This is a genomic window from Gemmiger formicilis (genome assembly GCF_016900095.1).
In the GTDB taxonomy this organism is placed as follows: domain Bacteria; phylum Bacillota; class Clostridia; order Oscillospirales; family Ruminococcaceae; genus Gemmiger; species Gemmiger formicilis_A.
In genome coordinates this window covers 32,731-58,595 of sequence record NZ_JACJJP010000019.1, presented here as the reverse complement: position 1 = coordinate 58,595, position 25,865 = coordinate 32,731, and the positions used below count along the sequence as shown (strand labels likewise).

Here is a 25,865-nt window from a genome sequence, read left to right as displayed (position 1 = left end):
TTTCGGGGCTCCCTTTAGGGAGCGACCACAGGAGATAGGCCCTTATAGGGCCTGTTCAAACCACCCGTTCAACGGGTGGTTTTGATTAGTCTGGCATGGCAGATTCTGTCGGACACAATTCGTTCAAATATTGTTACCAAATTCTTCAAATGCCTTTTATACGTTTGCCACAATCTGCCGGTATACTTATAACTGTCAAAAGGAACAGCAAAACAAACGACAAGGCTCAAACGCCGAAAATACCCACTGCGCCCTTTGCCATGCGAGGACCGGCCGCAATCGCGGCCAAAGATCCGGCAAAGGCCAGACAACCAACAACACCGGTCCCCAACCGGTTTTACATATACATTCCCCCTCAAAATCGCAAGCAACACAAACCCCCGCCTTCCGTAGGTATGGAAGGCGGGGGTTTGTGTTTGTCATTGCTTTTTTACAGGGCGGCGATGTCTGCCAGCAGGGCATCCACGTCCTCGTCCCGGGTGGCCCAGCTGGTGCAGAACCGCACCACCCGCAGGCCCGGTTCCACAGCGCTCATCTCACTGACGCTGTACTTCTGTTCCAGCGTCTGAATCCAGGCTTCGGGCAGCACCGGGAACTGCTGGTTGGTGGGGGAGTCATACAGCATATGGCATCCCTTGGCCGCAAAAGCGTCCCGGATGCGCATGGCCTGGGCGTCCGCCTTTCTGGCCAGGGCCAGGTAGGGCATGGCGTCGCCTTCGCCCTCCAGCAGGGCCAGAAACTGCAGCCCCAGCAGGCGGCCTTTGGCCAGCATGCCGCCGTGCTGCTTGATGGCATAGCGGAAATCCTTGGCCAGGGCCGGGTGGGTCAGTACCAGGGCTTCGCCGAAGAGAGCGCCGCACTTGGTGCCGCCCAGATAGAAGGCGTCGCACAGAGCGCCGTAATCCTTCAAGGTCAGGTCGTTGGCATCACTGGCCAGGCCGTAGGACATGCGGGCGCCGTCCACAAACAGGTATAGCCCGCAGGCGCGGCAGACCCGGGAAAGCTCGGTCAGCTCGCTTTTGCTGTACAGGGTGCCCCATTCGGTGGGGTTGGAGATGTACACCATGCCGGGCTGGACTTCGTGCTCATGGCTGGGATTGGCCCAGTGGGCGTCCACGGCGGCCTGGACCTGGGCGGCGGTGATCTTGCCGTCATGGCCGGGCAGGGTCAGGCACTTGTGGCCGGTGGCCTCCACGGCGCCGGTCTCGTGCACATGGATGTGGCCGCTGTCGGCACACAGCACGCCCTGCCAGGGCTTGAGGGCGGCGTCAATCACCGTAAAGTTGGCCTGGGTGGCACCCACCAGAAACTGCACTTCCGCTTCCGGCGTGCCGCACAGGGCGCGGATGCGGTCCCGGGCCTGGTCACAGTAGGTGTCCTCCCCGTAGCCGGGGGTCTGTTCCAGATTGGTGCGGCACAGAGCGTCCAGAACCGGAGCTGCTGCGCCCTCGCCGTAGTCACACTCAAAACGAATCATAACAGAGTATACGCCTCACTTTTTATTCATACAGAGGGAACCGCGCGGTCAGATCAGCCACCCGCGCCGCCACTTCGTCTTTCTTGTTGTCAAAGTCAAAGATGCAGTCGGCAATGCAGTCGGCGATGATCTTCATTTCGGCGGGGCCCATGCCGCGGGTGGTCACGGCGGGGGTGCCCAGACGCACGCCGCTGGTCACGAAGGGGCTGCGCTTCTCGCCGGGAACGGTGTTCTTGTTGGCGGTGATGTGCACCTCGTCCAGATTGTGTTCCAGCTCCTTGCCGGTGCAGTCCACATCGGTCAGGTCAATCAGCATCAGATGGTTGTCGGTGCCGCCGGAAACCAGCTTCACCCCGCGGGCCGTCAGGCCGTCGGCCAGGGCCGCGGCGTTCTCCACGATCTTGTGGGCGTACTCCTTGAAAGCGGGGGAGAGGGCTTCGCCGAAGCAGACCGCCTTGGCGGCGATGACGTGCTCCAGCGGGCCGCCCTGGGTGCCGGGGAAGATGGCGGAATTGATCCGCTTGGCAATGTATTCGTTGTTGGTCAGGATCAGGCCGCCCCGGGGGCCGCGCAGGGTCTTGTGGGTGGTGGTGGTCACCACGTCGGCGTAGGGCACCGGGTTCTGGTGCATGCCGCCGGCCACCAGACCGGCAATGTGGGCCATGTCCACCATGAGCATGGCGCCGTAGCCGTGGGCAATCTCGCCCAGCTTCTCAAAGTCGATGGCCCGGGGATAGGCGGAGGCGCCCGCCACCAGCAGCTTGGGGCGGACCTTGGCCACCTGCTTGGCCAGGGCGTTGTAATCGATGAAGCCGTTTTCGTCCACGCCGTAGGAGACGAAGTTGTAGTTCTTGCCGCTCATGTTCACCGGGGACCCGTGAGTCAGGTGACCGCCCTGGGACAGATCCATGCCCATGACGGTATCGCCCAGGTTGAGCAGGGCAAAGTAGACGGCCAGGTTGGCCTGGGCGCCGGAATGAGGCTGCACGTTGGCGTACTTGGCGCCGAACAGCTCGCAGGCCCGGCGGATGGCAATGTTCTCCACCTCGTCCACATACTGGCAGCCGCCGTAGTAGCGGTGGGCGGGGTAGCCCTCGGCGTACTTGTTGGTCAGCACGCTGCCCATGGCCGCCATAACGGCGGGGGAAACGATGTTTTCGCTGGCGATGAGCTCAATGTTCTGGCGCTGGCGCCCCAGTTCGCGCTGCATGGCGGCGCCCAGTTCTGGGTCCGCGGCTTCCACAAAGCCGATGGTGTTCATCATGTCCTTGTACATGGTTCTTCTCTCCTTTCATCTGTCAGAGCGGGCGCTCACAGGCTGCCCTTGGTGGAAAGTACCCCTTCAATGCGGGGGTCGCGGCGGGTGGCGGCGTCCAGTGCCTTGGCAAAGGCCTTGAACATCGCTTCCAGTTTGTGGTGGTCGTTCTCGCCGTACAGCACCTTCAGGTGCAGGTTCATGGCCGCCGTGTAGGATACCGCGTAAAAGAACTCCCGGGCCATCTGGGTGTCCATACCGCCGCAGTTCTGGGAAGCAAAGGCCGCGTCGTACACAAAGTACGGCCGCCCGCCCAGGTCCACGGCACACAGGGCCAGGGTTTCGTCCATGGGCAGCAGACAGCTGCCGTAGCGCACAATCCCCGCCTTGTCCCCCAGGGCTTTGGCGATGGCCATGCCCAGGGTGATGCCGGTGTCCTCAATGGTGTGGTGGCTGTCCACGAAAAGATCGCCCTCACACTTCACGGTCAGATCAAACAGCCCGTGGCGGGCAAACCCGTCCAGCATGTGGTCAAAGAACCCGATGCCGGTGTGCAGGTCGGCGCGCCCCGTGCCGTCCAGATCGATGGTCACGGTCACACAGGTTTCCCGGGTCTGGCGGGTCACCGTAGCCGAACGTCCCATATGCGTCCCCTCCTTATGCCTGGCCGGCCTCCTCCTTTTTGTGCACGGGGTCCGGCCAGTGGGTTCCCGGCACAAAATAATCCGCAAATTTGGTGGGCAGTTCCTGACCCAGGCGGGTCACGCCGCCGTACAAATGCTTGGAACACAGGTCACGTACCTGGGCGGTGTCCTTGGCGGCAATGGCCCGCAGCAGATCGTCGTGTTCGCTGACAATCTCATCAAAGTTGCGGGCTTCCACCAGATCCAGCATCCGGAAGCGGGAATAGCTGTTCTGGTTGGTCTGGATCAGCTCCCACAGCTGGTCCTTGCCGGTGGCGGTGAACCAATATTCGTGCAGACAGCCGTCCAGATGGTAAAAGGCTTCCGGCGCCGGGTCCGGCTGCAGGGTCAGACGGCGCAGGGCGTTGTTGCGGGTGTGGAGCTGTTCCATCTGTTCGGGGGTGCACAGCTCACAGAAATCCAGCAATACCGCCGTTTCCACCGCCACCCGCAGATAAATCTGCTGGCTGATGGTATCAAAGTCCAGTCGGGTCACGTGGGTGGATTTGTAGGGGGTGACCTCGATCAGACCGGCGATGCGCAGCTCCTGCAGCACGCTGCGGATGGGGGTGCGGGAAACGCCGAATTCCTCACACAGGGCGTTTTCCCGCAGCACCGCACCGGGTTTGCGCTGCAGAGACATGATCTCGTTGTATAATTGGTTATAAATATCACGACTTGTATAATTCTGCGTCACGAAAATGGCTCCTGTTCTACGATTACACCCGTTCAGGTATAGTACAAAATATACCATTCCCGTGCGGCATCGTCAACCCAAAGGGGCGCCGCGGCGGCCGTCCCGCAATTTTCGCATACTGTTTACGATTTGGCAACACATTTTCCCGACCCTCGCGCTAAAATAAATGTAAACAGGGCGCGGAAAGCGGGATTTCTGTGCCTAACCGGCATTGCGGGCCGGCTTTTTTCGGAAAGGAACTTATACGCAATGGGCAAAATCATCGGAATTGATTTGGGCACCACCAACAGTTGTGTGGCGGTAGTGGAGGGCGGCCGCCCGGTTGTGATTCCCAACCGGGAAGGGCAGCGCACCACCCCGTCGGTGGTGGCCTTTACCAAAACGGGGGAACGACTGGTGGGCGACCCGGCCAAGCGCCAGGCGGTCACCAACGCGGCCCGCACTGTCTGCAGCGTCAAGCGCAAGATGGGCAGTGACGCCCGCATTCCCATCGACGGAAAGTGCTATACCCCGCAGGAGATCAGTGCCCTGATCCTGCAAAAACTGCGGGCGGACGCCGAGGCCTACCTGGGCGAACCGGTGACCGAGGCGGTCATCACCGTACCGGCCTATTTCAACGATGCCCAGCGCCAGGCCACCAAGGATGCCGGGCGCATTGCAGGGCTGAATGTTCGGCGCATCATCAACGAACCCACCGCCGCAGCCCTGGCCTACGGGCTGGACAACGGCAAGGCCCAGACCGTCATGGTGTACGACCTGGGCGGCGGTACTTTTGATGTCTCCCTGATCCAGATCGGGGACGGCATCGTGCAGGTGCTGGCCACCTGCGGCGACAACCACCTGGGCGGCGACGACTTTGACGAGCGCATCGCCAACTGGCTGATGGAAAATTTCCGCGCCGAGCATGGTGTGGACCTGCATAACGACCCGGTGGCGGTACAGCGCCTGCGGGAGGAGGCGGAAAAGGTCAAGAAGGAGCTTTCCAGCGCCCGCCAGGCCGATATCAACCTGCCCTTCCTGGCCAGCACGGCCAACGGACCGGTGCATCTGCAAACCACCCTGACCCGGGCCAAGTTCGACGAACTGACCTCCGATCTGGTGGAGCGCACCGCCCTGCCGGTGAAGAACGCCCTGCGGGATGCGGGGCTGGCCGCCAACGACCTGGATCAGGTACTGCTGGTAGGCGGTTCCACCCGCATTCCGGCGGTGCAGGCCAAGGTGATGCGGATGATCGATCTGGAGCCTTCCAAGACGCTGAACCCCGACGAATGCGTGGCCCTGGGAGCCGCCGTGCAGGGGGGACGGCTGGGGGGCGAGGTGCTGGCCAGCGGCGGAGAGAGCCTGCTGCTCATGGATGTGACCCCCCTGACCCTGTCCATCGAGACGGTGGGCGGTGTGGCCACCCACCTCATCGAGCGCAATTCCACCATCCCCACCCGGTTTTCCAAGATCTTCACCACGGCGGCTCCCTTCCAGTCCACCGTGGAAATCAAAGTGCTGCAGGGGGAACGGGAGTTCGCCCGGGATAATAAGCTTTTGGGCACCTTCACCCTCAAGGGAATCAAGCGGGCCTGGGCTGGTGTGCCCCAGATCGAGGTCACCTTTGACATCGACGCCAACGGCATTGTGACGGTCAGCGCCAAGGACCTGGAGACCGGCAAGCATCAGAGCATCACCATCACCGGCACTTCCAACCTCAGCGAGGAGGAAATCCAGCGGGCCATGCGGGACGCGGCCATGTATGCCGGGCAGGACAAGGAACGCAAAGCCGCCATCGAGGCATTGAACGCGGCGGAAAGCGCTCTCTACCGGGTGAACACGGCTCTGGGCAGCAAGGCGGGCAAAGCCCTGGACCGGGAGAGCAAGAACCACATCAAGGAGGCGGAGAAAGCGCTGGAAAAGCAGACCCGCCGCAAGAAGGCCGAAACCATGACCCCGGTGGACACCCAGGCGGTGGTGGAGGCCCGGGAACAGCTGGAACAGGCAGCGGCATCCCTGCTGGCTGCCTGGGAAAGCGAACAGCGCACCGCGGCACAATAAATCAAGGAAAAAGAGGCTTCCCACAGCGGGAAGCCTCTTTTGGTTTGTTGGGTTACAGATAGCTGGGTTCTTCCCGGCGCTGTCCGGCCAGGGAAGGACGGTCCAGCACCGCACCGGCGCCCAGGGCCACGCAGTCCAGGGGCGCTTCGGCAATGTGTACCTCGATGCCGGTCTCGTTCTGGATCAGGGTGTCCAGCCCGCGCAGCAAAGCGCCGCCGCCCGAAAGCATGATGCCCCGGTCAATGATATCGCTGGACAGTTCCGGCGGGGTGCATTCCAGAGTGTCCTTGATGGCGTCCACAATGCGCATCAGGCATTCGCTCATGGCCTCCCGGACTTCTTCGGAGCGGACCAGAATGTCCTTGGGCAGACCGTCCACCAGGTTGCGGCCCTTGATCTCCATGGAGGTTTCGGGGTCCTGGGGACAGGCGGAACCGATCTCGATCTTGATCTGCTCGGCGGTGCGTTCGCCCACCAGCAGGTTGTATTTGCGCTTGATGAAGGCGATGATGCTCTGGTCCAGGGCATCGCCGGCGCAGCGCACGCTGCGGCTGGCCACAATGCCGGACAGGCTGATCACGGCCACCTCGGCGGTGCCGCCGCCAATATCCACGATCATGCTGCCCACAGGGTCGGTGGTGGGCAGCCCTGCGCCAATGGCGGCGGCCATGGGTTCTTCCACCACCGTGACCTGCTTGGCGCCGGCCCGCACGGCCGCCTGGCGTACAGCCCGGCGTTCCACCTCGGTCACGCCGGAAGGCACGCAGATGACCACCCGGGGCCTGGCAAACAGGCTTTTGCCGCAGGCCTGGCGGATGAAGCTCTGCAGCATGGCGGCGGTGATGTCAAAGTCGGCGATGACGCCGTCTTTCAGGGGCCGCACCGCCACGATGGAGCCCGGTGCCCGGCCGATGACGGCCTTGGCTTCGTGGCCCACGCTGCGCACCCGCAGTTCATCTGTGCGGGTGTCCACCGCCACCACGCTGGGTTCCCGCATGATGATGCCCCGGCCCTTCATGTACACCAGGGTGTTGGCGGTGCCCAGGTCAATGCCGATATCTTTGGTAAACATGTTGTGCAGTCCCTCGCTGATGCTGTGAAAAAATCGGGTCAGAAAATTTGCCATTGTGCTCTCCTTTGCGCCGGGCTCCCGGCGCCAGGAGCGATCACAGTGCCATAAACTGGCTCAGCAGCTGTGCCGTTCGATGGACGGGCAGACCCATAATGTTGTAATAACATCCCTCAATGCCGCTGCACCACAGCGCGGCGTGGCCCTGAATGGCGTACGCTCCGGCTTTGTCGTAAGGCTCCGGTGTGCGCACATAGCGCAGCAGATCCTCCTCCGCGATGGGGGCAAAGTGAACGCGGGAGGTTTCCACACAGTAGGCGGCCTTGCCGCCGCCGCAGACGCACACCCCGGTATGTACCAGGTGGGTGCGACCGGACAGTGCCCGCAGCATGCGGGCCGCGTCGGCTTCGTCTTTTGGCTTGCCGAAAACCTCGCCGTCACATTCCACCACCGTGTCGCACCCGAGAACGATGTCCTCCGGGTGCTGCACCTCCACCGCCCGGGCCTTGGCCACGGCCAGCGCCTGGGCCAGATGGGCGGGGCAGTCCGCCGCAATCTTGCTTTCGTCCACGTCGCTGGCACAGACGGTGAAGTTCTTGGTGATCAGGGCAAGCAGTTCCCGGCGGCGGGGGCTGCCGGATGCAAGGATCAATGACATGGGATGTTTCCTTTCGTTGGCTATTATATAGCGTTGCGGAATCAAATCCTGGCGAAATTTAGCTTTCCGGCCGCAAGGGGGGGATTCTCAGCCCCGGCCGGTGGACCCGAACCCGCCTTCGCCCCGGGCGGTATCGCCCAAGGTATCGGCGGCCACGAAATCGGCCTGCCACACCGGTGCAATGCACAGCTGGGCAACCCGCTCGCCGGGGGCGATGGTATAGGCCTCGGTGCCCAGGTTCACCATGGGCACCTTCAATTCGCCCCGGTAGTCGCTGTCCACCACGCCCACACCGTTGGCCATGCACAGGCCGTGCTTGATGGAAAGCCCGCTGCGGGCATATACCAGGGCCACACACTCGGGGCCGGGCAGTTCGATGGCCAGCCCGGTGGGCACCAGCACCCGCTGCATGGGTTCCACGGTCAGGGGCGCGTCCAGCAGGGCGCACAGGTCGGCGGCCGCCGCGCCGGCGGTGGCGTAGGCGGGAGCCTTGGCGGCAGGATTCAGCCGCTTGAATTTCACGGTCTTGCGTTCCATATTGTCTCCTTTTGGGGGCAGGTTCAACCTGTATAGTATAATCCGCGGGTGAACTCGCTGTCAAATCCACGGCCCGCCAGCAGCAGCTCCAAAATCTGGTGGACCCGGTCGGAATCTTCCAGGGTGAAGGCGGCCAGAGCAAAATCCACTGGCAATTCCTTCAGACGGTCTCCCATGTACAGCGGCACCGGATTGTAGACGGTGCGGATGCCGGCCATGGCAGGGGCGGAACACCGCACCGGAAAATCCCGGCCCTTGCGGTCCCGCAGGCTGCCGCTGCGGGAACAGCCCTTGCAGTCCCGCACGTTTTTCAGCGGACAGGCCCGGGTCAGCATCAGGGGCATGTGGCCGTAGCACAGGGCGGCGGTGGGCAGGCCCGGGTCGATCAGGCTCATGGCGGGCAGGGGCGTTTCGGGATGAACCAGCATCCCCTGCAGGCCCAGGTCCCGCCAGCGCCCGGCAGATACGGGATTGGTCACGTTCAGGCCCATGCCGCCGTACTGGGGCAGGGAAGTGGCATACCGCAGATGGGCGGGGTTGTTCAGCACCACACCCCTGTAGCCCTGGCCCTCACAGGCCGCCAGGGCAGCCTTGACGGCTTCCTCACCGGCGCCGAAGCATACCCGGGGCAGTTCCAGCAGGGTGCGGGAACGCAACGGTTCGGGCAGTTTGGCAGCCTGTCCCACCGGCAGAACCAGAAAAGCCAGCTTGTCGGCCAGGTCTGCGGGAATCTGCTCGGCCCGCTCAAAGCGGGCGGCCAGCTTGGGCAGACCGGGACGGCGGGGCGTCCAGACGGGCAGGGAACAGGGATGTACCTCTTTGGGGGCCGGCGCGCTGCGGAATTCCAGCAGGCGCTCCAGCGCTTCCCGGCGCAGCTCGTTCCATTCGCTGCCCGGCAGGAAGGCGGTGCGGGCTTCCTCCGGAAGCTGGATGTCTCCCACACAGAAAGGGGTGCCGCCGGTCTTGGACAGCGCCCGGGTGATGGCCTCGCTCTGGTCCTTCTGGGCGGGCTGGGGCGCAGTGCGGCTCACCGCCCGGGCGGTGCGGCCTTCGGCGTCGGCGGCGGTCAGGGCAATGCTGTCGGGCAGCACTTCCACCGAGAAGGTCACCGGAATCCGGGACAGTTCCCGGCGGAACAGCTCCCGGGCCTTGGGTGTGGCCGCCCGGGTGGCGTCGGCGTCTGCCTGAGTGCGTACACCGAACATGTTTTTGTCGTTGCGTCCCACCAGATAACCGTCGGTGAAGCCAGAGCGGGAGAAGATGTCCCGCAGCAGGGTCTCATCGTAGGCCTTGCCTTCCCGGGCGGCCCGGCAGGCGGCCACGGCGGCGGCCGCGTACTCGGGGGTGCGCAGCCGTCCCTCAATCTTCACGCTGGCCACCCCGGCGTCCATCAGGGCCGCCATATGGGGTACCAGGTCCATGTCTTTCAGGCTCAGATGGCAGGCTGTGCCCGGCTGGCCGGGCCGCAGCCCGGGGGTGGCGTCAAAGGGCAGGCGGCAGGGGCCCGCACAGGCGCCCCTGTTGCCGCTGCGTCCGCCCAGAAAGGCACTCATCATGCACTGGCCGCTCACCGCCATGCACATGGCACCGTGGATGAAAACTTCCACCTCGATGGGACTGGCCTTGACCACCGCCCGGATCTCCTCCAGGGAAAGCTCCCGGGCCAGGATCACCCGGTCATAGCCCATCTCAGCCATCTGCCGGGCCCCCTCGGGGGTGTGGATGGTCATCTGGGTGGAGGCGTGCAGGTGCAGTCCGGGGGCGATCTGCTTGACCAAGGCCGCCACGGCCAGGTCGTCCGCAATCACCGCGTCGGCCCCGGCTTCAGCCACGGCCCGCACCGCATCGGCCAGACCGGACAGTTCGTTGCCGAACACCAGGGTGTTCAGGGTCACATGGACCCGCACCCCCCGGGCATGACAAAAGCGCACGGCGTCGCAGAGTTCCTCCGGCGTGAAGTTGCCGGCGCTGCGCCGTGCGTTGTACCCGGTCAGACCCAGATAAACAGCATCAGCGCCGCTGTAAACAGCGGCGCTCAGCATTTGTGCATTTCCGGCCGGGGCCAGGATCTCCGGCCCCGGAATCTTGTGGGCCATGCTCATCCGTTCAGGGCGGTGTCCCGCAGGTTCAGGCGGCGGCGCAGGTCGTCCACCTGCTTGCGCAGGGCGTCGTTTTCCCGGCGCAGTTCCTCGGCGGCCATCTTGGCGGAAGCGGCGTCCTCCAGGTAATTCTTGATCTGGCGGCGCATGTTGTCGGCGCTGCCGCTGGCCTTTTCCAGCTCGTCACGGTAGCTCAGGGCGGTCATGACAGCGGCGGTGGTGATGGACACCGTGTTGGAAGAGGACATCAGCTCGTTCATATCCAGGTTCAGGCGGTCCGCCAGGTTCTGCATATAGTCTTCACTCTCGGTGGTGGCAATCACATAGCTGGACCCGCAAATATTCAAACGTACTTTGGAAGTAGGCATACTGAAACTCCTTTGCTGCATAAAAATCTTTCTGGAAAATCAGACTCTACGCTATTGTTCACAGGTATACTATATTATAGTATAAAACCGGGCCGAGAAAAAGCCCTTTTGTGTAAAAATGCAAAATTCACGCGATGAGGGCAAAAACCCTTGCTAAATAGGAAGATTTTTACTATAATAAAAATCAAGTGGTTTGCTAAACATGTGTCAAACCGCCTGCCTCAGGACCCAGAAGCCGCCATTGTGTCGGCTTGACAAAAACGCGAAATTCTGTAGAAGGAGAGAGTCGTTTTGGTGAAATATACGGAAAAAGAGTTCGATAAGCTGCTCAAGGATACCCTGATGAGCGAGTGCAACGTCACGCTGGACGTTGCCTCGGTGGATCAGATCTACCGTTGCATGGCCGCCATCGTGCGCCAGATCATGTCCGATCAGCAGAAGAAATTCCAGGCCCGCACCCTGGGCGAAGGCAAAAAGCAGGTCTACTACCTGTGCATGGAATTCCTGATGGGCCGCAGCCTGCGCACCAGCCTGTTCAACCTGGGCCTGAACGAAGTGGCCGAGGCTGTTCTGGAAAAGGCCGGCGTCAACATCGACAGCATCTACAACCAGGAACCGGATGCCGGTCTGGGCAACGGCGGTCTGGGCCGTCTGGCGGCCTGCTACCTGGACGGTATGGCCACCGACTGCATCCCCGGCACCGGTTATTCCATCCTGTACGAGTACGGTATCTTCAAGCAGAAGATCGTGGACGGCTGGCAGCAGGAAACTGCCGACAACTGGCTGCCCGGCGGCCAGGTTTGGATCAAGAGCCATCCCGACCAGGCCCAGGAAATCCGTTTTGACGGCCAGGCCATCGAGACCTGGGACGGCGGCTTCCACCATGTCAAGTACGAAAACTACAACAGCGTCATCGCTGTGCCCAACGATATGTATGTGGCCGGTTACGGCACGTCCGGCGTGGCCAAGCTGCGTTTGTGGCAGGCCAAGGCGCCCAGCTTCGATATGAGCAGCTTCAACGCCGGCAACTACAACACCGCCATCAGCCAGAGCGCTTCCGCCGAACTGATCTCCAAGATCCTGTACCCCAACGATAACCACACCGAAGGCAAGATCCTGCGTCTGCGTCAGCAGTACTTCTTCTCCGCCGCCTCTGTGGCCGATATCCTGGGCAACCATCTGAACCAGTACGGCACCCTGGACAACCTGCCCGACAAGGTGGCCATCCAGCTGAACGATACCCATCCGACCCTGGCCATCCCCGAAATGATGCGCATCCTGCTGGATGAGTGCTCCTACAGCTGGGAAGATGCCTTCGCCATCTGCCAGAAGGTCTTTGCCTACACCAACCACACCGTCATGAGCGAGGCTCTGGAAAAGTGGAATGTGGACATCTTCCGTTCCACCCTGCCCCGCATCTGGCAGATCGTCTGCGAGATGGACCGCCGCTGCCGCGCCGACCTGGCCAAGGCTTTCCCCGGCGACCAGGGCAAGATCGACTATATGGCCATCCTGGGCGACAACCAGGTCCGCATGGCCAACATCTGCGCCTACACCTGCCATTCCATCAACGGCGTTTCCAAGCTGCACAGCGAGATCATCAAGGACAGCGTCTTCCACGACTACTTCCTGTACAAGCCCAAGGCCTTCAAGAACGTCACCAACGGCATTGCCTACCGCCGCTGGCTGCTGTGCGCCAACCCCGGCCTGACCGATCTGCTCAGCGAGAGCATCGGTGACGGCTTCAAGACCGACGCTTCCCAGCTCAAGAAGCTGGAAAAGTTCGCCAACGACAAGGCTTTCCTGAAGAAGCTGGACGGCGTGAAGCGGGCCAACAAGGTGCAGTTCGCCAACTATCTGGAGCGCGCCACCGGCCAGCTCATTGACCCCGATTCCATCTTCGACTGCCAGGTCAAGCGCATGCATGAGTACAAGCGCCAGCACCTGAACGCGTTGAACATCGCGGCCGAGTACCTGTACCTGAAGGCCAACCCCAACGCCGACTTCATCCCCAAGACCTATATCTTCGGCGCCAAGGCGGCCCCCGGCTACTATATGGCCAAGCAGATGATCCGCATGATCTGCAAGCTGGGCCAGCTCATTGATTCCGACCCCGCTGTGCAGGGCAAGCTGCGCATCGTCTATCTGGAAGACTACTGCGTCACCCTGTCCGAACAGCTGATGCCCGCCTCCGAAGTGTCCGAGCAGATTTCTCTGGCCGGCACCGAAGCTTCCGGCACCGGCAACATGAAGTTCATGCTCAACGGCGCCATCACCCTGGGCACCCTGGACGGCGCCAACGTGGAGATCGCCGATGCCGCCGGTCATGAGAACGAAATCATCTTCGGCATGCTGACCCCCGAGGTCAACGCTCTGAAGGGCATGGGCTACCATCCCCAGGCCTATATCTCCGACGACAACATTGCCATGGCGGTGCTGGATCTGCTGGAGAAGGGCTGGAACGGCGAAAACTTCAGCGAGATCACCAACAACCTGCGCAACAGCGACCCCTATATGGTCATGGCCGACTTCAAGGATTACCGCCGTGCCCAGGCCACTGTGCAGCAGCTGTATCGTGACCGCGAAACCTGGAACCGCATGAGCCTGATGAACATCGCCAACGCCGGCATCTTCTCCGCCGACCGTTCGGTGATGGATTACGCCCGCGATATCTGGGGCGCCACCCCGGTTCGCTGAGCCGCCCGTAAACTGACTTTCCGAAACCCGACCGCCGCCGTTTTTGTGCGGCGGTCTTTTCGGGTAAACTCACCCTGAAGGGACGGACGATCAATCTATGTCGCATACCTTTTTCAACAGCCGCCTGCCCCAATTCAAGACCCCCTTCGGGGCCGTGCCGGCGGGCACGGCGGTCACCCTGCACCTGGATGTGCCCCAGGACTACGGCTATGTGGACCCCCATCTGGTGCTGACCAAAGACCGGGAAGACCCTGTGCACTACCGCATGGACTTTGACGGGCAGGACCAGGGCTCCAACCATTTCTCGGTCACGGTGAAGCCCACCACGTCGGGCCTGTATTTCTATTATTTTGATCTGTATACCGACTTCCGCAAAATCTGCCGCGGCGCCAATGCCGAGGGCGAACTGACCTGGGTGGAAGGGGATTGCTGGCAGCTGACCGTCTATGAACCGGACTTCAAAACACCGGACTGGATCAAGAACGGCACCATGTACCAGATTTTCCCCGACCGCTTCTGCGAGGGCGTGCCCAACAAGCCCATGCCCTTTGCCGACCGCATCTACCGCCCGGACAAGACCGGCGAACCTTATTTCTGGCCCACCGAACAGCCCGAAGGCTACCTGAATATGGACTATTACGGCGGCGACTTTGTGGGCATCCAGCAGAAACTGCCCTACCTGCAAAGGCTGGGCATCAGCTGCATCTACCTCAATCCCATCTTTGAGGCCCATTCCAACCACCGGTACAACACCGCCGACTATCTGAAAGCCGATCCGCTGCTGGGTACCAACCGGCAGTTTGCCGATCTGTGCACCGAGGCCAAGCGGTACGGCATCCGCATCATTCTGGACGGCGTGTTCAGCCACACCGGTTCGGATTCCCGCTATTTCAACCGGGAAGGCCGCTACGGCCCCGGCGGTGCCTATCGTGACCGCCACTCGCCCTACCGCGGCTGGTACGATTTCGACTCCGGCTACAAGTGCGGCTACCGCAGCTGGTGGGGCTTCGAAACCCTGCCCGAAGTGCAGGAGGATTCCCCCTCCTACACCGAGTTCGTCTGCGGCAAGGGCGGTGTCATCGATACCTGGCTCAATTTGGGGGCTTCCGGCTTCCGGCTGGACGTGGCCGACGAACTGCCCGATGATTTCATAGAAAAGATTCGTGCTGCCGTCAAATCCCATGGCGAGGACAAACTCCTCATCGGGGAAGTGTGGGAGGACGCCACCACCAAGGAAGGCTTCGGTCACCGCCGCACCTACCTGCGTGGCCACGGCCTGGACACCACCATGAACTATCCCTTCCGCAACGCCGCCATTGATTTTGTCTGTGGCGCCAAGGCGGAGGAGATTGCCGACCGCATCCTTTCCATCTGCGAAAACTACCCCAAACCGGCGCTGGACTGTGCCATGAACTTCCTGTCCACCCATGATACCGAGCGGGCCATCACCGCCATTGCGGACGAGCCCGCCAACGGGCGGGACCGCTTCTGGCAGAGCGGCCGGCGTATCCCGGCTGCCCGGATGGAGGACGCCATCCGCCGTCTGCTGCTGGCCTACGCCCTGATCTACACCCTGCCCGGTGTGCCGTGCGTCTATTACGGGGACGAGATTGCCATGCAGGGGTACCGCGATCCCTTCAACCGGGCGTTCTACGACTGGAACAGCACCGAAAAGCGTCTGCGCGGCCCGCTGGCCAACCTGGCCAACCTGCGCCGCAGCTGCGACGCGTTCGACGGCGGCAGCATCGAGCTGGTGGAGGCAGCGGAGGATGTGCTGCACTTCCGCCGCGTGGGCAAAACCCAGACCGCCGAAGTCATCCTGAACCGCGGCCCGCACCTGCTGTGCACCCAGGCCTTCGGCAAATCCGCCGAGGTCAATCCCGGCGGGTTCACCATTCTGGTGGAGGACAACCATCCCCGGAATGTGGGCTACTTCAAAATCTACTGAGAAAACGACCGCTGTCCATTGGGGCAGCGGTCGTTTTTTTGCATCCGGGGCCAGGCAGTGCCATATTCTGGGAAGGGCAAGGCATTTTTTGCGCAGCGACAGGAACCGCCCGGCAAAGCTTTCACAATTTTACAAGGGGGTATATTGACTTTACAATCCCCGGCTGTTAAGATTATGCCAGATAGCAGAAGGAGGGATTCGAAGCTATGGATAGCATTATATGGCTCATCGCCGTCATCGTCTTTGTGGCTGCCGAAGCCGCCACAACCGCCTTGATTTCCATCTGGTTTGCGGTGGGGGCGGCCGTGGCTTTGATCGTCAGTCTGTTCACCAATTCGCTGCCCGTTCAGTTCCTGGTGTTTGCGGTGGTGTCCGCCGTGACCCTGGCCATCATGGTTCCCACCCTGGCGGCCCGCCGCCGCAACAAAAAAGCCCCGGTCACCAACGGTTCGGCCCTCAGCGTGGGCAAGCGGGGTGTGGTGCTGCAGGCCATTCTGCCCGGAGAGATCGGCCGGGTGCGGGTGGACGGCCTGGACTGGCAGGCCCGGGCGGAGGAAGCTCTGCCCCAGGGCACCCGCTGCCTGGTGACCGCCGCCGACGGCGCCATCCTGACGGTGTGCGCCGCGCCTGTGGAAGAAACCGTATAAGCATGCCGGCGGCGCGCCCCTGTTTTGGCGCCGCTTTGGCGAAAAATAGCATTTTTTCAAAGTAGAAGGAGGTAATCTCATGCCCTGGGGAGTCATTCTCGTCGCCATCCTGCTGGTGGTTGCACTGGTGGTGATTGTGCGCTGCATCGTCATTGTTCCGCAATCCAACTCTTACGTCATCGAATCGCTGGGCGTCTATAAAGAAACCTGGGACGCCGGCCTGCACATCAAGGTGCCTTTCATCGAGCGCATCGCCCGCCGGGTTTCTCTCAAGGAAGAGGTGGCCGACTTTCCCCCGCAGCCGGTCATTACCCGGGATAATGTCACCATGATGATCGACACGGTGGTCTTCTTCCAGGTGTTTGACGCCAAGGCCTACGCCTACGGCGTGACCCGGCCCATCGCCGCCATCGAAAACCTGTCCGCCACCACCCTGCGTGATATCATCGGTTCCATGTCCCTGGATGAAACCCTGACCAGCCGTGACCTGATCAACACCAAGATCACCGCCACCCTGGACGAAGCCACCGATCGCTGGGGCATCAAGGTCAACCGCATTGAGCTGAAAAACATCGAGCCGCCGCAGGAAATCCGCACCGCCATGGAAAAGCAGATGAAGGCCGACCGGGAAAAGCGCGCCAGCATTCTGCTGGCCGAAGGCGAGAAGCAGGCCGCCATCACCCGCGCCGAAGGCGAGAAGGAAAGTGCCATTCTGCGGGCCGAGGCCGTCAAGGAACAGAAGATCCGGGAGGCCGAAGGCCAGGCCCAGGCCCTGCTGCTGGTGCAGAAGGCCAAGGCCGACTCCATCCGCCTGATCAACGAAGCCGCCCCCTCCGAGAACATGCTGGCCCTGCGCAGCATGGAAGCCATGGAGCGGGTGGCGGACGGCAAGGCCACCAAGATCATTGTGCCCAGCAACATGCAGGACATGGCTGCCACCGTTTCCGCCATCAAGGCGGTGGCGGGGGACACCAGCGGTGCCGCCGGCAAGTAACCCCAATTTTATACAAAATACAAAAAAACGGGCCCGTCGTACCATCACGGTACGGCGGGCCCGCCGTTTATATAAGATAATCAGAGCATATACTCTTCAAACCGGTGCAGATCGTCAATCTTCACGGTACCCTTGTAGTACACGCCGTCGGCGCGGTATTCCTCCTCGGCCACGCTGCCGCGGCTGCGCAGGATATCCGCCAAGGACAGCTTGTCGTAGGGCAGCAGCACCTCGATGGTGCGCACCCGATGGGACAGGGTCTCATCCAGACGCTTGAGCAGTTCATCCAGACCACGGCCGGTCTTGGCGCTGGTCAGCAGCACCGCCGGGTCAAAGGAGACGGCGCCGGGCTTGTCGCACTTGTTGTACACCACGATCTGGGGAATGTCCGAACACCCCAGGGATTCCAATACCTCATCGGTCACGGCCAGCTGGGCCGCGGCCTCGTTGTCGCTGGCATCTGCCACCTTCAGAATCACATCGGCGTAGGCGGCTTCCTCCAGGGTGCTCTTGAAAGCATCCACCAGATGGTGGGGCAGGCGGCTCACAAAGCCGACGGTGTCCACCAGCACCACGGTCAGACCGCTGGGCAGGGTCAGGCGCCGGGCGGTGGGGTCCAGGGTGGCAAACAGCATGTCAGCCTCAAAGATTTCCGCCCCGCACAGGGCGTTCATCAGGCTGGATTTCCCCACGTTGGTGTAGCCCACCAGGGCCACCACCGGCACATTGTTCTTCTGACGGGCACGGCGGGTTTCGCCCCGGCGCTTCTCCAGCTCCTTCAGCCGTCCTTCCAGGTGCTCGATGCGATGGTGCAGGTGCCGCCGGTCCAGTTCCAGCTTGGTCTCGCCGGCGCCGCGGCGGGCACCGCCGCCACCGCCACCGCCGCCGCCCTGGCGGCTCAGCGCTTCGCCCAGCCCCTGCAGGCGGGGCAGCTGATAGCGCAGCATGGCCAGTTCGGTCTGCAGCTTGCCTTCGTTGGTGGAAGCCCGGGATTTGAAGATTTCCAGAATCAGCATGGTGCGGTCCAGCACCTCCACCTGCAAAGCGGCGGACAGGTTGCGGATCTGGCTGCCCGAAAGCTCGCCGTCAAAGATGGCCGCTTCGGCCCGGGTGTTCATGCACACCAGCCGGGCTTCGGCCACCTTGCCTTCGCCCAGCATGGTAGCGGCCTCCGGGGTGGAGCGCTTCTGGGTAACGGTGGCCACGGCTTCCATGCCATTGGCTTCGGCCAGGGCCGCCAGTTCATCCAGGCTGCGCTGGGCATCAAACTTTCCTTGGTCCAGGGCCAGCAGAACCACCGGAATGGCGTGGTGTTCCTCTTCCGGGTCGGAAGGGAAGGGGTCCAGATCGTCCAGGGTACTCAGAGGGTCGGATGTGAAATCCAGAGTAAAGTCGTCCATTTACATCTCCTTGTTTGGGTTGTTTTTATAATACGCGCGGCAGGGCACGGGTGTGCCGTCATACTTGTGGTATACCGCGTCGTGGTCATAGGTAAAGCCGGATTTTTCAATCACCCGGCCGCTGGCGGGATTTTCGATGGCGTGGCAGATGGAAAGCCAGGGTCCACCCACCCGGGCAAACCAGAAATCCAGCACCGCCGCCATGGCTTCGGTGGCATATCCATGCCCCCACCAAGTGCGGCCCAGGGCGTACCCGGGCTCCCAGATATCGGTGGTGCACAGATCGGCGGGCAGGGTCTGCCAGCCTTCGGCGGCAATCCGCTCCGCCGGCACCACACCGATGGTGCCGATGAGGGTGCCGTCCTTGAGGCAAATGCCCCAGTTGTAAAAGGTGGGGTCGCAATAATGCTTTTCCACCTCGTACAGATACTCGGCGGTGACGGTCCAGTCCCGGTGGGCGTCCCAGCGCAGATACCGGGTCACCAGCGGGTCTCCGGCCCAGTTGTCGAACATGGTGCGGCAATCATCAAAGGTCAGTCGCCGCAGGTTCAGCCGCGGCGTGGACAGGGGCACGGTGCCCAGGTGTTCCATCAGGGCCACCTCCTCAGCGGCGGGCCAGCTTGCGCAGCAGGCCCATTCCCAGCTGCCACAGCTTTTGCAGCTGGGGACGGTACAGGGTGCAGTAGATAAAGAGAATCGCTCCCACCAGCACAAACTTTACCACAAAATGCTGGTAAAATACAACCCCGACGGCGCCGGCGGCCAAAGCCAGCAGAAATCCGGAGATGGTGCGGGGGTAGCTGGGGATGGTACGGTAGTAGTACTGCCCGGTAACGGTGCGGTACAAAAACATCACCGCATTGCCGGCCACCAGCGCCGCTGCGGCCCCGGTCACCGAGTAATGGGGCACCAGCCAGATGCACAGCACCAGCTCGATGCCCACACCCACCGCCACACCGATGGTGTCGTGGTGGGGGCGGCGGGCGATAGCGTTGCCGTAGACGGTGCCTTCCATCAGGATCAGGAACACCGCGGCCAGCATCATCAGCGGGAAGAACCGCATGCAGGGTTCCTTGCTGGGGAAGATGAGGAAGATGATGTCCTCAAACATGACCAGCAGGCAGAAAAATCCGAAAATCAGGAAGTTCAGAAGGTCGTGAATCCGTCCGATGCGGGCCTGCTCGTCCCGGTAATGGGCAAACACGTAAGGGCCCCAGTAGGTGGAAAAACCGGCCTGTACGGTGGTCACCAGCATGGACAGCTGGTAGGCAAAGGCAAACAACCCCTGGGAGAAGGTGTTGCTGGCCAGGAAGGACAGACAGACGGACTGAAACAGCGGGGTGAGCACGGCGGCGGGGGCCAGGGCAATGCTGTAGGGGACCATCTGGCGATACACCGCCTTGTAAGGAACCTTGCCCGCCCGGATGGGGGCCTTGGCCTTGAACCAGAAGGCGATGGCCACGCAGCCGAAGCTGGCCACAGCCGCCGCAATGAACACCCAGGTTTTGCTGGTGAAAAATCCCGGCAGCAGATACAGCAGGTTCAGACAGGCCTGCATCCACAGGGTTTCGGCGGTGTAGGCCCGGACGTTGTTTTCCAGCCGCAGCAGCACGTTCAGATACCGCACCAGCATGTACAGCGCGGCGTTCAGGAACAAAAACGGCACCAGGATGGCCCCGTTCTGGCCCAGGCCGAAGGCGGCGGACAGGGGTTCGGCAAAGAAAGCGGAGCCCACCAGCCCCACCACCGCCATGACCAGCAGAGAAAGGCGGGTGCTGGCGGCAAACATGCCCCGGCCGGTGGCGCCTTCCGGCGGTTCCCGGAAAAAGCGCAGCAGTCCCTGGTCCAACCCCAGCATGCCCACGTTCATCAGCGAGGTGGTGTAGGCCATGAAGGAGGCGGGCACGGCGTAGCGGTCGGGGGGCAGAACGCCCTTGACCACCAGGGCGGCGCCGCTGATCAGAAAGCCCAGATAGGTGGCCACCGAATATTTCATCAGGCTGCCGAGAAAGGATTCCTGCTTTTTGGGTGTGTCGGGCATGGTATGCTCCTTTGGTGCAAGGGTGGGGACGGGTCAGCGGGCGGTCACGTAGGGGCGGATGCGCGCGGTCATGGCCTCGACCTGTTCAGGGGTGACGTGGGCCTTGTCCACATAACCGTAGATGCGCTGGGCGAAGTTGGCCAGAGGCGGGCAGAAGGCAAAGACCTTTTTGGGCTCCCACCCGTGGCGGTACAACAGATGTACCCCCCACAGGGCCACGAATTTCAGCAGATTGAAGTGGGGCTTGAAACCTTCGCCCATGGGGGTATCCCGGGGCGGGTTCTTGTACACATTCTCCAGCAGGTCGGCCATGCGCAGATAGGCCGGGCGCTGGCTGGGGTCAAAGTATCCTTCGATCACTTCCCGCGGAATGGGGAAGGGGGGATTCTCCTCCGCCATGGCGGCCACAAAGCCGTCGTAATCGGTCACATACCGGGCGCCCTTGTAGATCACCGGGTCGTACTCGTGCTCGATGGGGGTGGGACGCAGGATGTGGCAGCTCTTGCCTGCCATGTATACCTCCGCAATGGAGGTGCTCATCCAGATGGAGATGGAATCCGCCGCCACAATCCACTGCTTTACGCTGTCCGCAAAGATCACATGAAAGTTGGGGCGCTTTTTGGCCAGCGCGTCCAGGGCGGGGCTGTTCCATTCGCTGGGATGGCGGCGGTAAACCAGTTCCACCTCCGGGTGCTCGGCCAGATACCGGTCAAACCAGTCCAGGGTTTCGGCCATGGAAAGCCGGTTGGTGCGGGCAAAGCCGGTGAAATCGGTGCCCGCCATCTTGGAAAGTTCGGCCACCTCGGCGTCGGACATGCTGGCGTAACCGAAACTGGAAATATACAGATGCAGGTGCTTGTGCTCATCCAGGCCGAATTCCCGGCACAGAGCGGTTTTGTCCTTGAAGTAGCCTTTGAATTCCGGGCGCAGAAAATCCATCATCACGGCGCCGGTCACGGGGGTGTTCTTGGCCTCCATGCCGTGGGCCTGCAGCCGGGCGGCGGTGCGCTTGCCCCAGCAGGTCTGCACACAGCGCTTGGCGTTGCCGTTCATATTGAACCAGTCGCCCTCCTCCTGGGTGTCGGAGAGCATCTGCTCCCAGTGCAGGTTCACGATCTTGTTGCACCGGCCGATGTTGTTGTACACATGGCTGTTGATGGCTTCGTTGTCATACATGCAGCTGGCCACCAGCACTTCGGGCTTGTCCCGCCCGAACAGGCGCAGGTGTTTGGGGTCCAGCAGCTGGCGGATCTCCACAGAATACCCGCGGCGTTCCAGCTCCAGCTTCAGCAGCAGGTCGCTTTCGTATTCCCGCACGGTGTGCTCATATAAAATCAAAAAATCCAAGGCCATATTTATGCTTCCTTACCGGGGCCGCTCAGGCGCCCATCTCGGTGAACAGCTGCCGGGTCCAGTCCGGCAGACCGTATTTCTCGTCCAGGTGAAATCCATCAAAGAACTGGGTGTCGTCGTCGGTGATGCAGCTGCCGCCCCACTCGTAATCCAGCACGGTGCAGCCGTACTCCTCGCTCCAGTCCGCCAGCAGCGGCAGGACTTCCTGCTGCATCCTCTCGTCGATACGGTAGGGCACGCACACTTCGGTGCGCACCAGGTCCGCCATGGGGGGCAGCACGATGGTCAGCTCCACGCCTTCTTCGCTGCAGCGCCGGGCCAGCTCACCCAGGCGCACCAGCTCTTCCTCGTTCACCGACCAGCTGCGGCACTTCTCGTCGATCAGCCCGGGATACTCGTACAGCTTGCGGTGTACCGGAATGGGGTTGCCGTCGGCGTCGAAATAATCCGCCGGCCCCCAGTCGCCGGACTCGATGCTGTCCGGGGTGTTGTTCACCATGTTCATGAACATGGTCAGGGCGTTGACGTTGTATTCCAGATTCAGGCAGTAGGCCAGGGGATTGCGCAGCGTCTCCTCCAGCGTGGAGAAGCGGTCGGTGTCATAGTTGGCGTTGACGGTGTAAAAGGAAAGCTCAAACAGGATGGCATCCACCCCGTTGCCGGAATCCAGCACAAAGTCCGCCAGGTCCAGGCTTTCCCGCAGGCTGGCGCCGCCGAAAGCCAGGTTCTGCCATTCCTGGCCGGACACTTCGCGGACCAGGTCCATGTCAAAGTGGGCCAGGCGGCTGTCTCCAATGATGAGCCGGTCGCCGGGGGCCTGCTGGTAGGCCCGCACCCGGGCCACCGGCTGGGAAGAATCGGTGTCTTCTTTCAGGCCGAAATAGTTGTTGGGTTCAAACGCCACAAAGAACGCCAGCCACAGATATACCGGAATCAGCAGCAGGGCAAGGCGTTTGAGGATATGCAGCATGCCGTGGGCACCCGCCTTTCTGTTTGTCATGATCAGTACCCCGCATACATGCCCAGACCGGCCGCAAACCCGCCGTTCTGCAGGATGTAGCCGATGAGAATCAGGGTCACCAGCACCAGATACAGCGCCTGGCGCCGAACGCCGGGGATGGCCGCCACCATCACTTCGGACCCCTTGTTCTTGAACCCGAAGCAGCGGCGGTAGTCGAGGAAGAGGGCCAGGGCCAGCACCACCGCCGCAAAGGCGTAGTAGGCTCCCACCATCATGGTGTTGGCATAGAATCCGTTGTACGCGGCGGTGTAGACATCACCGGCAAACCGGACGGGGGAAAGCCCCCGCACCATGCCGGCCAGATACCCGAAACAGGCGCCTACGGTGCCGTTGCCGGACCCCATGCGGAAAAAGACCATGCTCAGGGTCCACAGCACAAACACGCCTGCCCGTTTGCCCCACAGCACCTGGGCGGGAGCCTTCTTTTTGGGCTTGCCCAGGCGGCGGTGCAAAAGTTCTTCCCCCACCCGGTACAGTGCCTGCAGCAGACCCCACACCACAAAGGGCAGGGTGTTGCCGTGCCAGAAACCGGACACGAAGAAGACGATGAAGACGCAGACTTCCGGAGGCAACCGGCGCAGACGTCCGCCGGTCAGGCGCTCGGTGTCGGCCCAGGCCAGAGGCATGAACAGATAATCCTGCAGCCAGGAGGAAAAGCTGATGTGCCAGCGGCTCCAGAATCCCGAAAAGTTGGTGGCGAAAAAGGGTGTCTTGAAGTTTTCGGCCAGTTCCAGGCCCAGGACCAGGCCGGTGGCCCGGGCCAGCTCGGAATAGCCGCTGAAGTTGAAGTACAGCTGGAAGGTGTAGAACACCGCCGCCAGAATCAGCATTCCGCCGCCGTAGTTCTGCCAGGAGCCGAAAACCTCGTCCACCACCATGCCCAGCACGTCGGACACCGCCACCATCTTGAACAGGCCCAGGGCGTACAGCCGCAAAGCCCGCACGGTGCGCTGGGCGTCAAAGCGGTGCTCGGCCCGCAGCTGGGGGATCAGAGCCCCGGCCCGGGGGATGGGACCCTGGGTCACGGTGCCGAAAAAGGTGAGAAACAGCAGATAGTACAGCGGACTGCATTCCACCTCGCAGTCGCCCCGCCCCGCATCGATGAGGTAGGAAATGGCGGCGAAGGTGTAGAAGCTGATGCCCAGGGGCATGATGATTTGGAAGGGCGCGGGCAGCACCGCGTTGAGAAAGCCGAAGTATTTGAAGAAAGCCAGGATGGCTACACTGCCGATGACGCCCAGACGGACAAAGGCCTGTTTGTGGGCGCCGTCCTTGCGGGCAATGCCCAGCCCGCACAGATAGGTGAAGGCGCCGATGCACAGGGTGACAGCCAGATATCCCCCGGCGGTCAGGGCGTAGAACACCCAGGAAGCCGCCAGCAGCAACACCGGCTGGGCACGGCGGGGAAGGTGCAGGTAGACCCCGGCCACCACGGCCAGGAAGAACATATACTGGATGGTTTGCAAGCCCATGTAAGGGGGCTCCTTTCCCACTGAATTAGTGACATACTATCAAAACATTATACCTTTTTTTTCGCTCTGTGTAAAGGAAAAACCGCCCGGCGGACAATTTGGCGAAACAGGGTCATATTGCACGGTTTTTACGAAAACAGCCGCAATTTTCCGTTGAAATCTCCGATAAAATCGAATACAATGAAAGAGACGAACAAACAAGAGCCGGTGCCCAGCCGTACCGGCGGAAAAGAGGGACGCTATGGAAAATTATAATCCGCTGTTGGTGGATAACGAAAGCCCGGCCAAGTTTATCACCATCGGCGAGGTCATGCTCCGGCTGACCCCGCCCAACTACGAAAAAATCCGCATGGCCACCAGCTTCGAAGCCAGCTACGGCGGCAGCGAAGCCAATATTGCCCTGGCTCTGGCCAATCTGGGGGTGGACAGCACCTTCTTCAGTGTGGTGCCCAACAACTCCCTGGGCAAGAGTGCGGTGCGCTGGCTGCGTTCCAACGACGTCCACTGCACCCCCATGATTCTTTCCACCCCGGAAGAAACCCCCACCCATCGCCTGGGAACCTATTATCTGGAAACCGGGTACGGCATCCGCCCCAGCAAGGTTACTTATGACCGCAAACACAGCGCTTTTACCGAATATGACCTGACCAAGGTGGATGTGGATGAACTGCTGGAAGGCTACGACTGGCTGCACCTGTCCGGCATCACTCCGGCTCTGTGCGACAACTGTGCCTACTTTGTGCTGCGCTGCCTGGAAGCCGCCAAGAAGAAGGGGCTGACCGTCAGCTTTGACGGCAACTTCCGCAGCAGCCTGTGGACCTGGGAAGAAGCCCGGGACTTCTGCACCAAGTGCCTGCCGTATGTGGATGTGCTCTTCGGCATTGAGCCCTATCATCTGTGGAAGGATGAGGAGGACCACTCCAAGGGCGACTGGAAGGACGGTGTGCCCCTGCAGCCCAGCTATGAGCAGCAGGACGAGGTATTCCAGCATTTCATTGATCGCTATCCCAACATCAAGTGCCTGGCCCGCCATGTGCGCTATGCCCATTCCGGCTCCGAAAACAGCCTGAAAGCCTTCATGTGGTACGAAGGCCATACCTTCGAGAGCAAACTCTTCACCTTCAACATTCTGGACCGTGTGGGCGGCGGCGATGCCTTTGCCAGCGGTCTGATCTACGCCATGATGCACCAGTACCGCCCCATGGACATGATCAACTTTGCGGTGGCATCCAGCGCCATCAAGCACACCATCCACGGCGACGCCAACATCACCGACGATGCCAAGAGCATCCGCAACCTGATGAACATGAACTACGACATCAAGCGCTGAGAGCATCCCGGCGCTGCGGCCCCGCGCCATGACCGGTTTTGCCGGCAGGGCGCGGGGCCTTTTTCCACCAAAAAACAGG

General features: G+C 61.7%; 21 protein-coding genes. 6 read left to right on the top strand and 15 right to left on the bottom strand.

What is annotated here, in order from left to right; all coding sequences use genetic code 11:
• Positions 1 to 430: 430 nt before the first annotated feature.
• The 4 genes from H6B15_RS10005 to H6B15_RS09990 are packed head-to-tail and all read right to left on the bottom strand — an operon-like array spanning position 431 to position 4,169.
• Positions 431 to 1,477: a threonine aldolase family protein gene (locus tag H6B15_RS10005; protein ID WP_204647848.1), complete on the bottom strand. Its 1,047-nt coding sequence runs from the start codon at positions 1,475 to 1,477 to the stop codon at positions 431 to 433.
• 22 nt (positions 1,478 to 1,499) lie between these two features.
• Entirely contained in the window at positions 1,500 to 2,753 is a 1,254-nt protein-coding gene (glyA, locus tag H6B15_RS10000) for a serine hydroxymethyltransferase (RefSeq protein WP_204647847.1), read from the bottom strand.
• Between the two features lie 35 nt (positions 2,754 to 2,788).
• The gene (gene hisB / locus H6B15_RS09995; protein WP_204647846.1) at positions 2,789 to 3,376 is read right to left on the bottom strand and encodes an imidazoleglycerol-phosphate dehydratase HisB; all 588 of its coding nucleotides are present in this window, start codon (positions 3,374 to 3,376) and stop codon (positions 2,789 to 2,791) included.
• 13 nt (positions 3,377 to 3,389) lie between these two features.
• Positions 3,390 to 4,169, bottom strand: a complete 780-nt coding sequence (locus tag H6B15_RS09990; protein ID WP_275950989.1) for a GntR family transcriptional regulator — start codon at positions 4,167 to 4,169, stop codon at positions 3,390 to 3,392.
• A 192-nt stretch (positions 4,170 to 4,361) separates the two neighbouring features.
• Between H6B15_RS09990 and dnaK the strand changes: the two genes are divergently transcribed.
• Positions 4,362 to 6,152 (top strand): molecular chaperone DnaK, encoded by a 1,791-nt coding sequence (gene dnaK / locus H6B15_RS09985; protein ID WP_204647844.1) that lies wholly within the window; start codon positions 4,362 to 4,364, stop codon positions 6,150 to 6,152.
• Positions 6,153 to 6,204: 52 nt separating this feature from the next.
• Here dnaK and H6B15_RS09980 read toward each other — a convergent pair whose 3' ends face one another.
• The 5 genes from H6B15_RS09980 to H6B15_RS09960 form a co-directional block, all read right to left on the bottom strand.
• Complete coding sequence (locus H6B15_RS09980; RefSeq protein ID WP_204647850.1) at positions 6,205 to 7,224, bottom strand: rod shape-determining protein; 1,020 nt, start codon at positions 7,222 to 7,224, stop codon at positions 6,205 to 6,207.
• A gap of 94 nt (positions 7,225 to 7,318) precedes the next feature.
• Positions 7,319 to 7,879, bottom strand: coding sequence for a Maf family protein (locus tag H6B15_RS09975; protein WP_204647843.1), 561 nt, complete (start codon positions 7,877 to 7,879; stop codon positions 7,319 to 7,321).
• Positions 7,880 to 7,966: 87 nt separating this feature from the next.
• Complete coding sequence (gene dut / locus H6B15_RS09970; protein ID WP_204647842.1) at positions 7,967 to 8,416, bottom strand: dUTP diphosphatase; 450 nt, start codon at positions 8,414 to 8,416, stop codon at positions 7,967 to 7,969.
• 23 nt (positions 8,417 to 8,439) lie between these two features.
• A complete protein-coding gene (locus H6B15_RS09965; RefSeq protein ID WP_207751524.1) occupies positions 8,440 to 10,512 on the bottom strand; it encodes a peptidase U32 family protein in 2,073 nt (690 codons plus the stop codon).
• A gap of 2 nt (positions 10,513 to 10,514) precedes the next feature.
• A complete protein-coding gene (locus H6B15_RS09960) occupies positions 10,515 to 10,883 on the bottom strand; it encodes a cell division protein ZapA (RefSeq protein WP_204647841.1) in 369 nt (122 codons plus the stop codon).
• Positions 10,884 to 11,174: 291 nt separating this feature from the next.
• On the opposite strand from H6B15_RS09960, the gene H6B15_RS09955 reads away from it, so the two are divergent.
• From H6B15_RS09955 to H6B15_RS09940, 4 genes are all read left to right on the top strand, one after another.
• Positions 11,175 to 13,580 (top strand): glycogen/starch/alpha-glucan phosphorylase, encoded by a 2,406-nt coding sequence (locus tag H6B15_RS09955; RefSeq protein ID WP_204647840.1) that lies wholly within the window; start codon positions 11,175 to 11,177, stop codon positions 13,578 to 13,580.
• Between the two features lie 97 nt (positions 13,581 to 13,677).
• The gene (locus tag H6B15_RS09950; protein WP_204647839.1) at positions 13,678 to 15,528 is read left to right on the top strand and encodes a glycoside hydrolase family 13 protein; all 1,851 of its coding nucleotides are present in this window, start codon (positions 13,678 to 13,680) and stop codon (positions 15,526 to 15,528) included.
• 206 nt (positions 15,529 to 15,734) lie between these two features.
• On the top strand, positions 15,735 to 16,175 hold the full coding sequence (locus H6B15_RS09945) for an NfeD family protein (RefSeq protein ID WP_204647838.1): 441 nt from the start codon (positions 15,735 to 15,737) through the stop codon (positions 16,173 to 16,175).
• Positions 16,176 to 16,254: 79 nt separating this feature from the next.
• Complete coding sequence (locus H6B15_RS09940) at positions 16,255 to 17,169, top strand: SPFH domain-containing protein (protein ID WP_204647837.1); 915 nt, start codon at positions 16,255 to 16,257, stop codon at positions 17,167 to 17,169.
• 80 nt (positions 17,170 to 17,249) lie between these two features.
• Here H6B15_RS09940 and hflX read toward each other — a convergent pair whose 3' ends face one another.
• Genes hflX through H6B15_RS09910 form a run of 6 tightly spaced genes read right to left on the bottom strand, consistent with a single transcriptional unit; the run spans position 17,250 to position 24,456 of the window.
• Positions 17,250 to 18,569, bottom strand: coding sequence for a GTPase HflX (gene hflX / locus H6B15_RS09935; protein ID WP_204647836.1), 1,320 nt, complete (start codon positions 18,567 to 18,569; stop codon positions 17,250 to 17,252).
• Positions 18,570 to 19,160, bottom strand: a complete 591-nt coding sequence (locus tag H6B15_RS09930) for a GNAT family N-acetyltransferase (protein ID WP_204647835.1) — start codon at positions 19,158 to 19,160, stop codon at positions 18,570 to 18,572.
• A 13-nt stretch (positions 19,161 to 19,173) separates the two neighbouring features.
• Complete coding sequence (locus H6B15_RS09925) at positions 19,174 to 20,610, bottom strand: lipopolysaccharide biosynthesis protein (protein ID WP_204647834.1); 1,437 nt, start codon at positions 20,608 to 20,610, stop codon at positions 19,174 to 19,176.
• A 33-nt stretch (positions 20,611 to 20,643) separates the two neighbouring features.
• Positions 20,644 to 21,963 (bottom strand): surface carbohydrate biosynthesis protein, encoded by a 1,320-nt coding sequence (locus tag H6B15_RS09920; protein ID WP_204647833.1) that lies wholly within the window; start codon positions 21,961 to 21,963, stop codon positions 20,644 to 20,646.
• Between the two features lie 25 nt (positions 21,964 to 21,988).
• Positions 21,989 to 22,963 carry a hypothetical protein gene (locus tag H6B15_RS09915; protein ID WP_204647832.1) on the bottom strand — a complete coding sequence of 325 codons (975 nt, stop codon included), beginning with the start codon at positions 22,961 to 22,963 and terminating at the stop codon, positions 21,989 to 21,991.
• A gap of 2 nt (positions 22,964 to 22,965) precedes the next feature.
• Entirely contained in the window at positions 22,966 to 24,456 is a 1,491-nt protein-coding gene (locus tag H6B15_RS09910) for an MBOAT family O-acyltransferase (protein WP_204647831.1), read from the bottom strand.
• A 241-nt stretch (positions 24,457 to 24,697) separates the two neighbouring features.
• Here H6B15_RS09910 and H6B15_RS09905 point away from each other — a divergent pair, with 241 nt between their 5' ends.
• Positions 24,698 to 25,786: a sugar kinase gene (locus H6B15_RS09905; RefSeq protein WP_204647830.1), complete on the top strand. Its 1,089-nt coding sequence runs from the start codon at positions 24,698 to 24,700 to the stop codon at positions 25,784 to 25,786.
• Positions 25,787 to 25,865 lie beyond the last annotated feature (79 nt).

Coding starts and splice junctions, on each gene's coding strand:
- H6B15_RS10005 (WP_204647848.1), bottom strand. CDS start 1,477: ATGATTCGTTTTGAGTGTGACTACGGCGAGGGCGCAGCAGCTCCGGTT.
- glyA (WP_204647847.1), bottom strand. CDS start 2,753: ATGTACAAGGACATGATGAACACCATCGGCTTTGTGGAAGCCGCGGAC.
- hisB (WP_204647846.1), bottom strand. CDS start 3,376: ATGGGACGTTCGGCTACGGTGACCCGCCAGACCCGGGAAACCTGTGTG.
- H6B15_RS09990 (WP_275950989.1), bottom strand. CDS start 4,169: ATGGTATATTTTGTACTATACCTGAACGGGTGTAATCGTAGAACAGGA.
- dnaK (WP_204647844.1), top strand. CDS start 4,362: ATGGGCAAAATCATCGGAATTGATTTGGGCACCACCAACAGTTGTGTG.
- H6B15_RS09980 (WP_204647850.1), bottom strand. CDS start 7,224: ATGTTTACCAAAGATATCGGCATTGACCTGGGCACCGCCAACACCCTG.
- H6B15_RS09975 (WP_204647843.1), bottom strand. CDS start 7,879: ATGTCATTGATCCTTGCATCCGGCAGCCCCCGCCGCCGGGAACTGCTT.
- dut (WP_204647842.1), bottom strand. CDS start 8,416: ATGGAACGCAAGACCGTGAAATTCAAGCGGCTGAATCCTGCCGCCAAG.
- H6B15_RS09965 (WP_207751524.1), bottom strand. CDS start 10,512: ATGGCCCACAAGATTCCGGGGCCGGAGATCCTGGCCCCGGCCGGAAAT.
- H6B15_RS09960 (WP_204647841.1), bottom strand. CDS start 10,883: ATGCCTACTTCCAAAGTACGTTTGAATATTTGCGGGTCCAGCTATGTG.
- H6B15_RS09950 (WP_204647839.1), top strand. CDS start 13,678: ATGTCGCATACCTTTTTCAACAGCCGCCTGCCCCAATTCAAGACCCCC.
- H6B15_RS09945 (WP_204647838.1), top strand. CDS start 15,735: ATGGATAGCATTATATGGCTCATCGCCGTCATCGTCTTTGTGGCTGCC.
- H6B15_RS09940 (WP_204647837.1), top strand. CDS start 16,255: ATGCCCTGGGGAGTCATTCTCGTCGCCATCCTGCTGGTGGTTGCACTG.
- hflX (WP_204647836.1), bottom strand. CDS start 18,569: ATGGACGACTTTACTCTGGATTTCACATCCGACCCTCTGAGTACCCTG.
- H6B15_RS09930 (WP_204647835.1), bottom strand. CDS start 19,160: ATGGAACACCTGGGCACCGTGCCCCTGTCCACGCCGCGGCTGAACCTG.
- H6B15_RS09925 (WP_204647834.1), bottom strand. CDS start 20,610: ATGCCCGACACACCCAAAAAGCAGGAATCCTTTCTCGGCAGCCTGATG.
- H6B15_RS09920 (WP_204647833.1), bottom strand. CDS start 21,963: ATGGCCTTGGATTTTTTGATTTTATATGAGCACACCGTGCGGGAATAC.
- H6B15_RS09915 (WP_204647832.1), bottom strand. CDS start 22,963: ATGACAAACAGAAAGGCGGGTGCCCACGGCATGCTGCATATCCTCAAA.
- H6B15_RS09910 (WP_204647831.1), bottom strand. CDS start 24,456: ATGGGCTTGCAAACCATCCAGTATATGTTCTTCCTGGCCGTGGTGGCC.
- H6B15_RS09905 (WP_204647830.1), top strand. CDS start 24,698: ATGGAAAATTATAATCCGCTGTTGGTGGATAACGAAAGCCCGGCCAAG.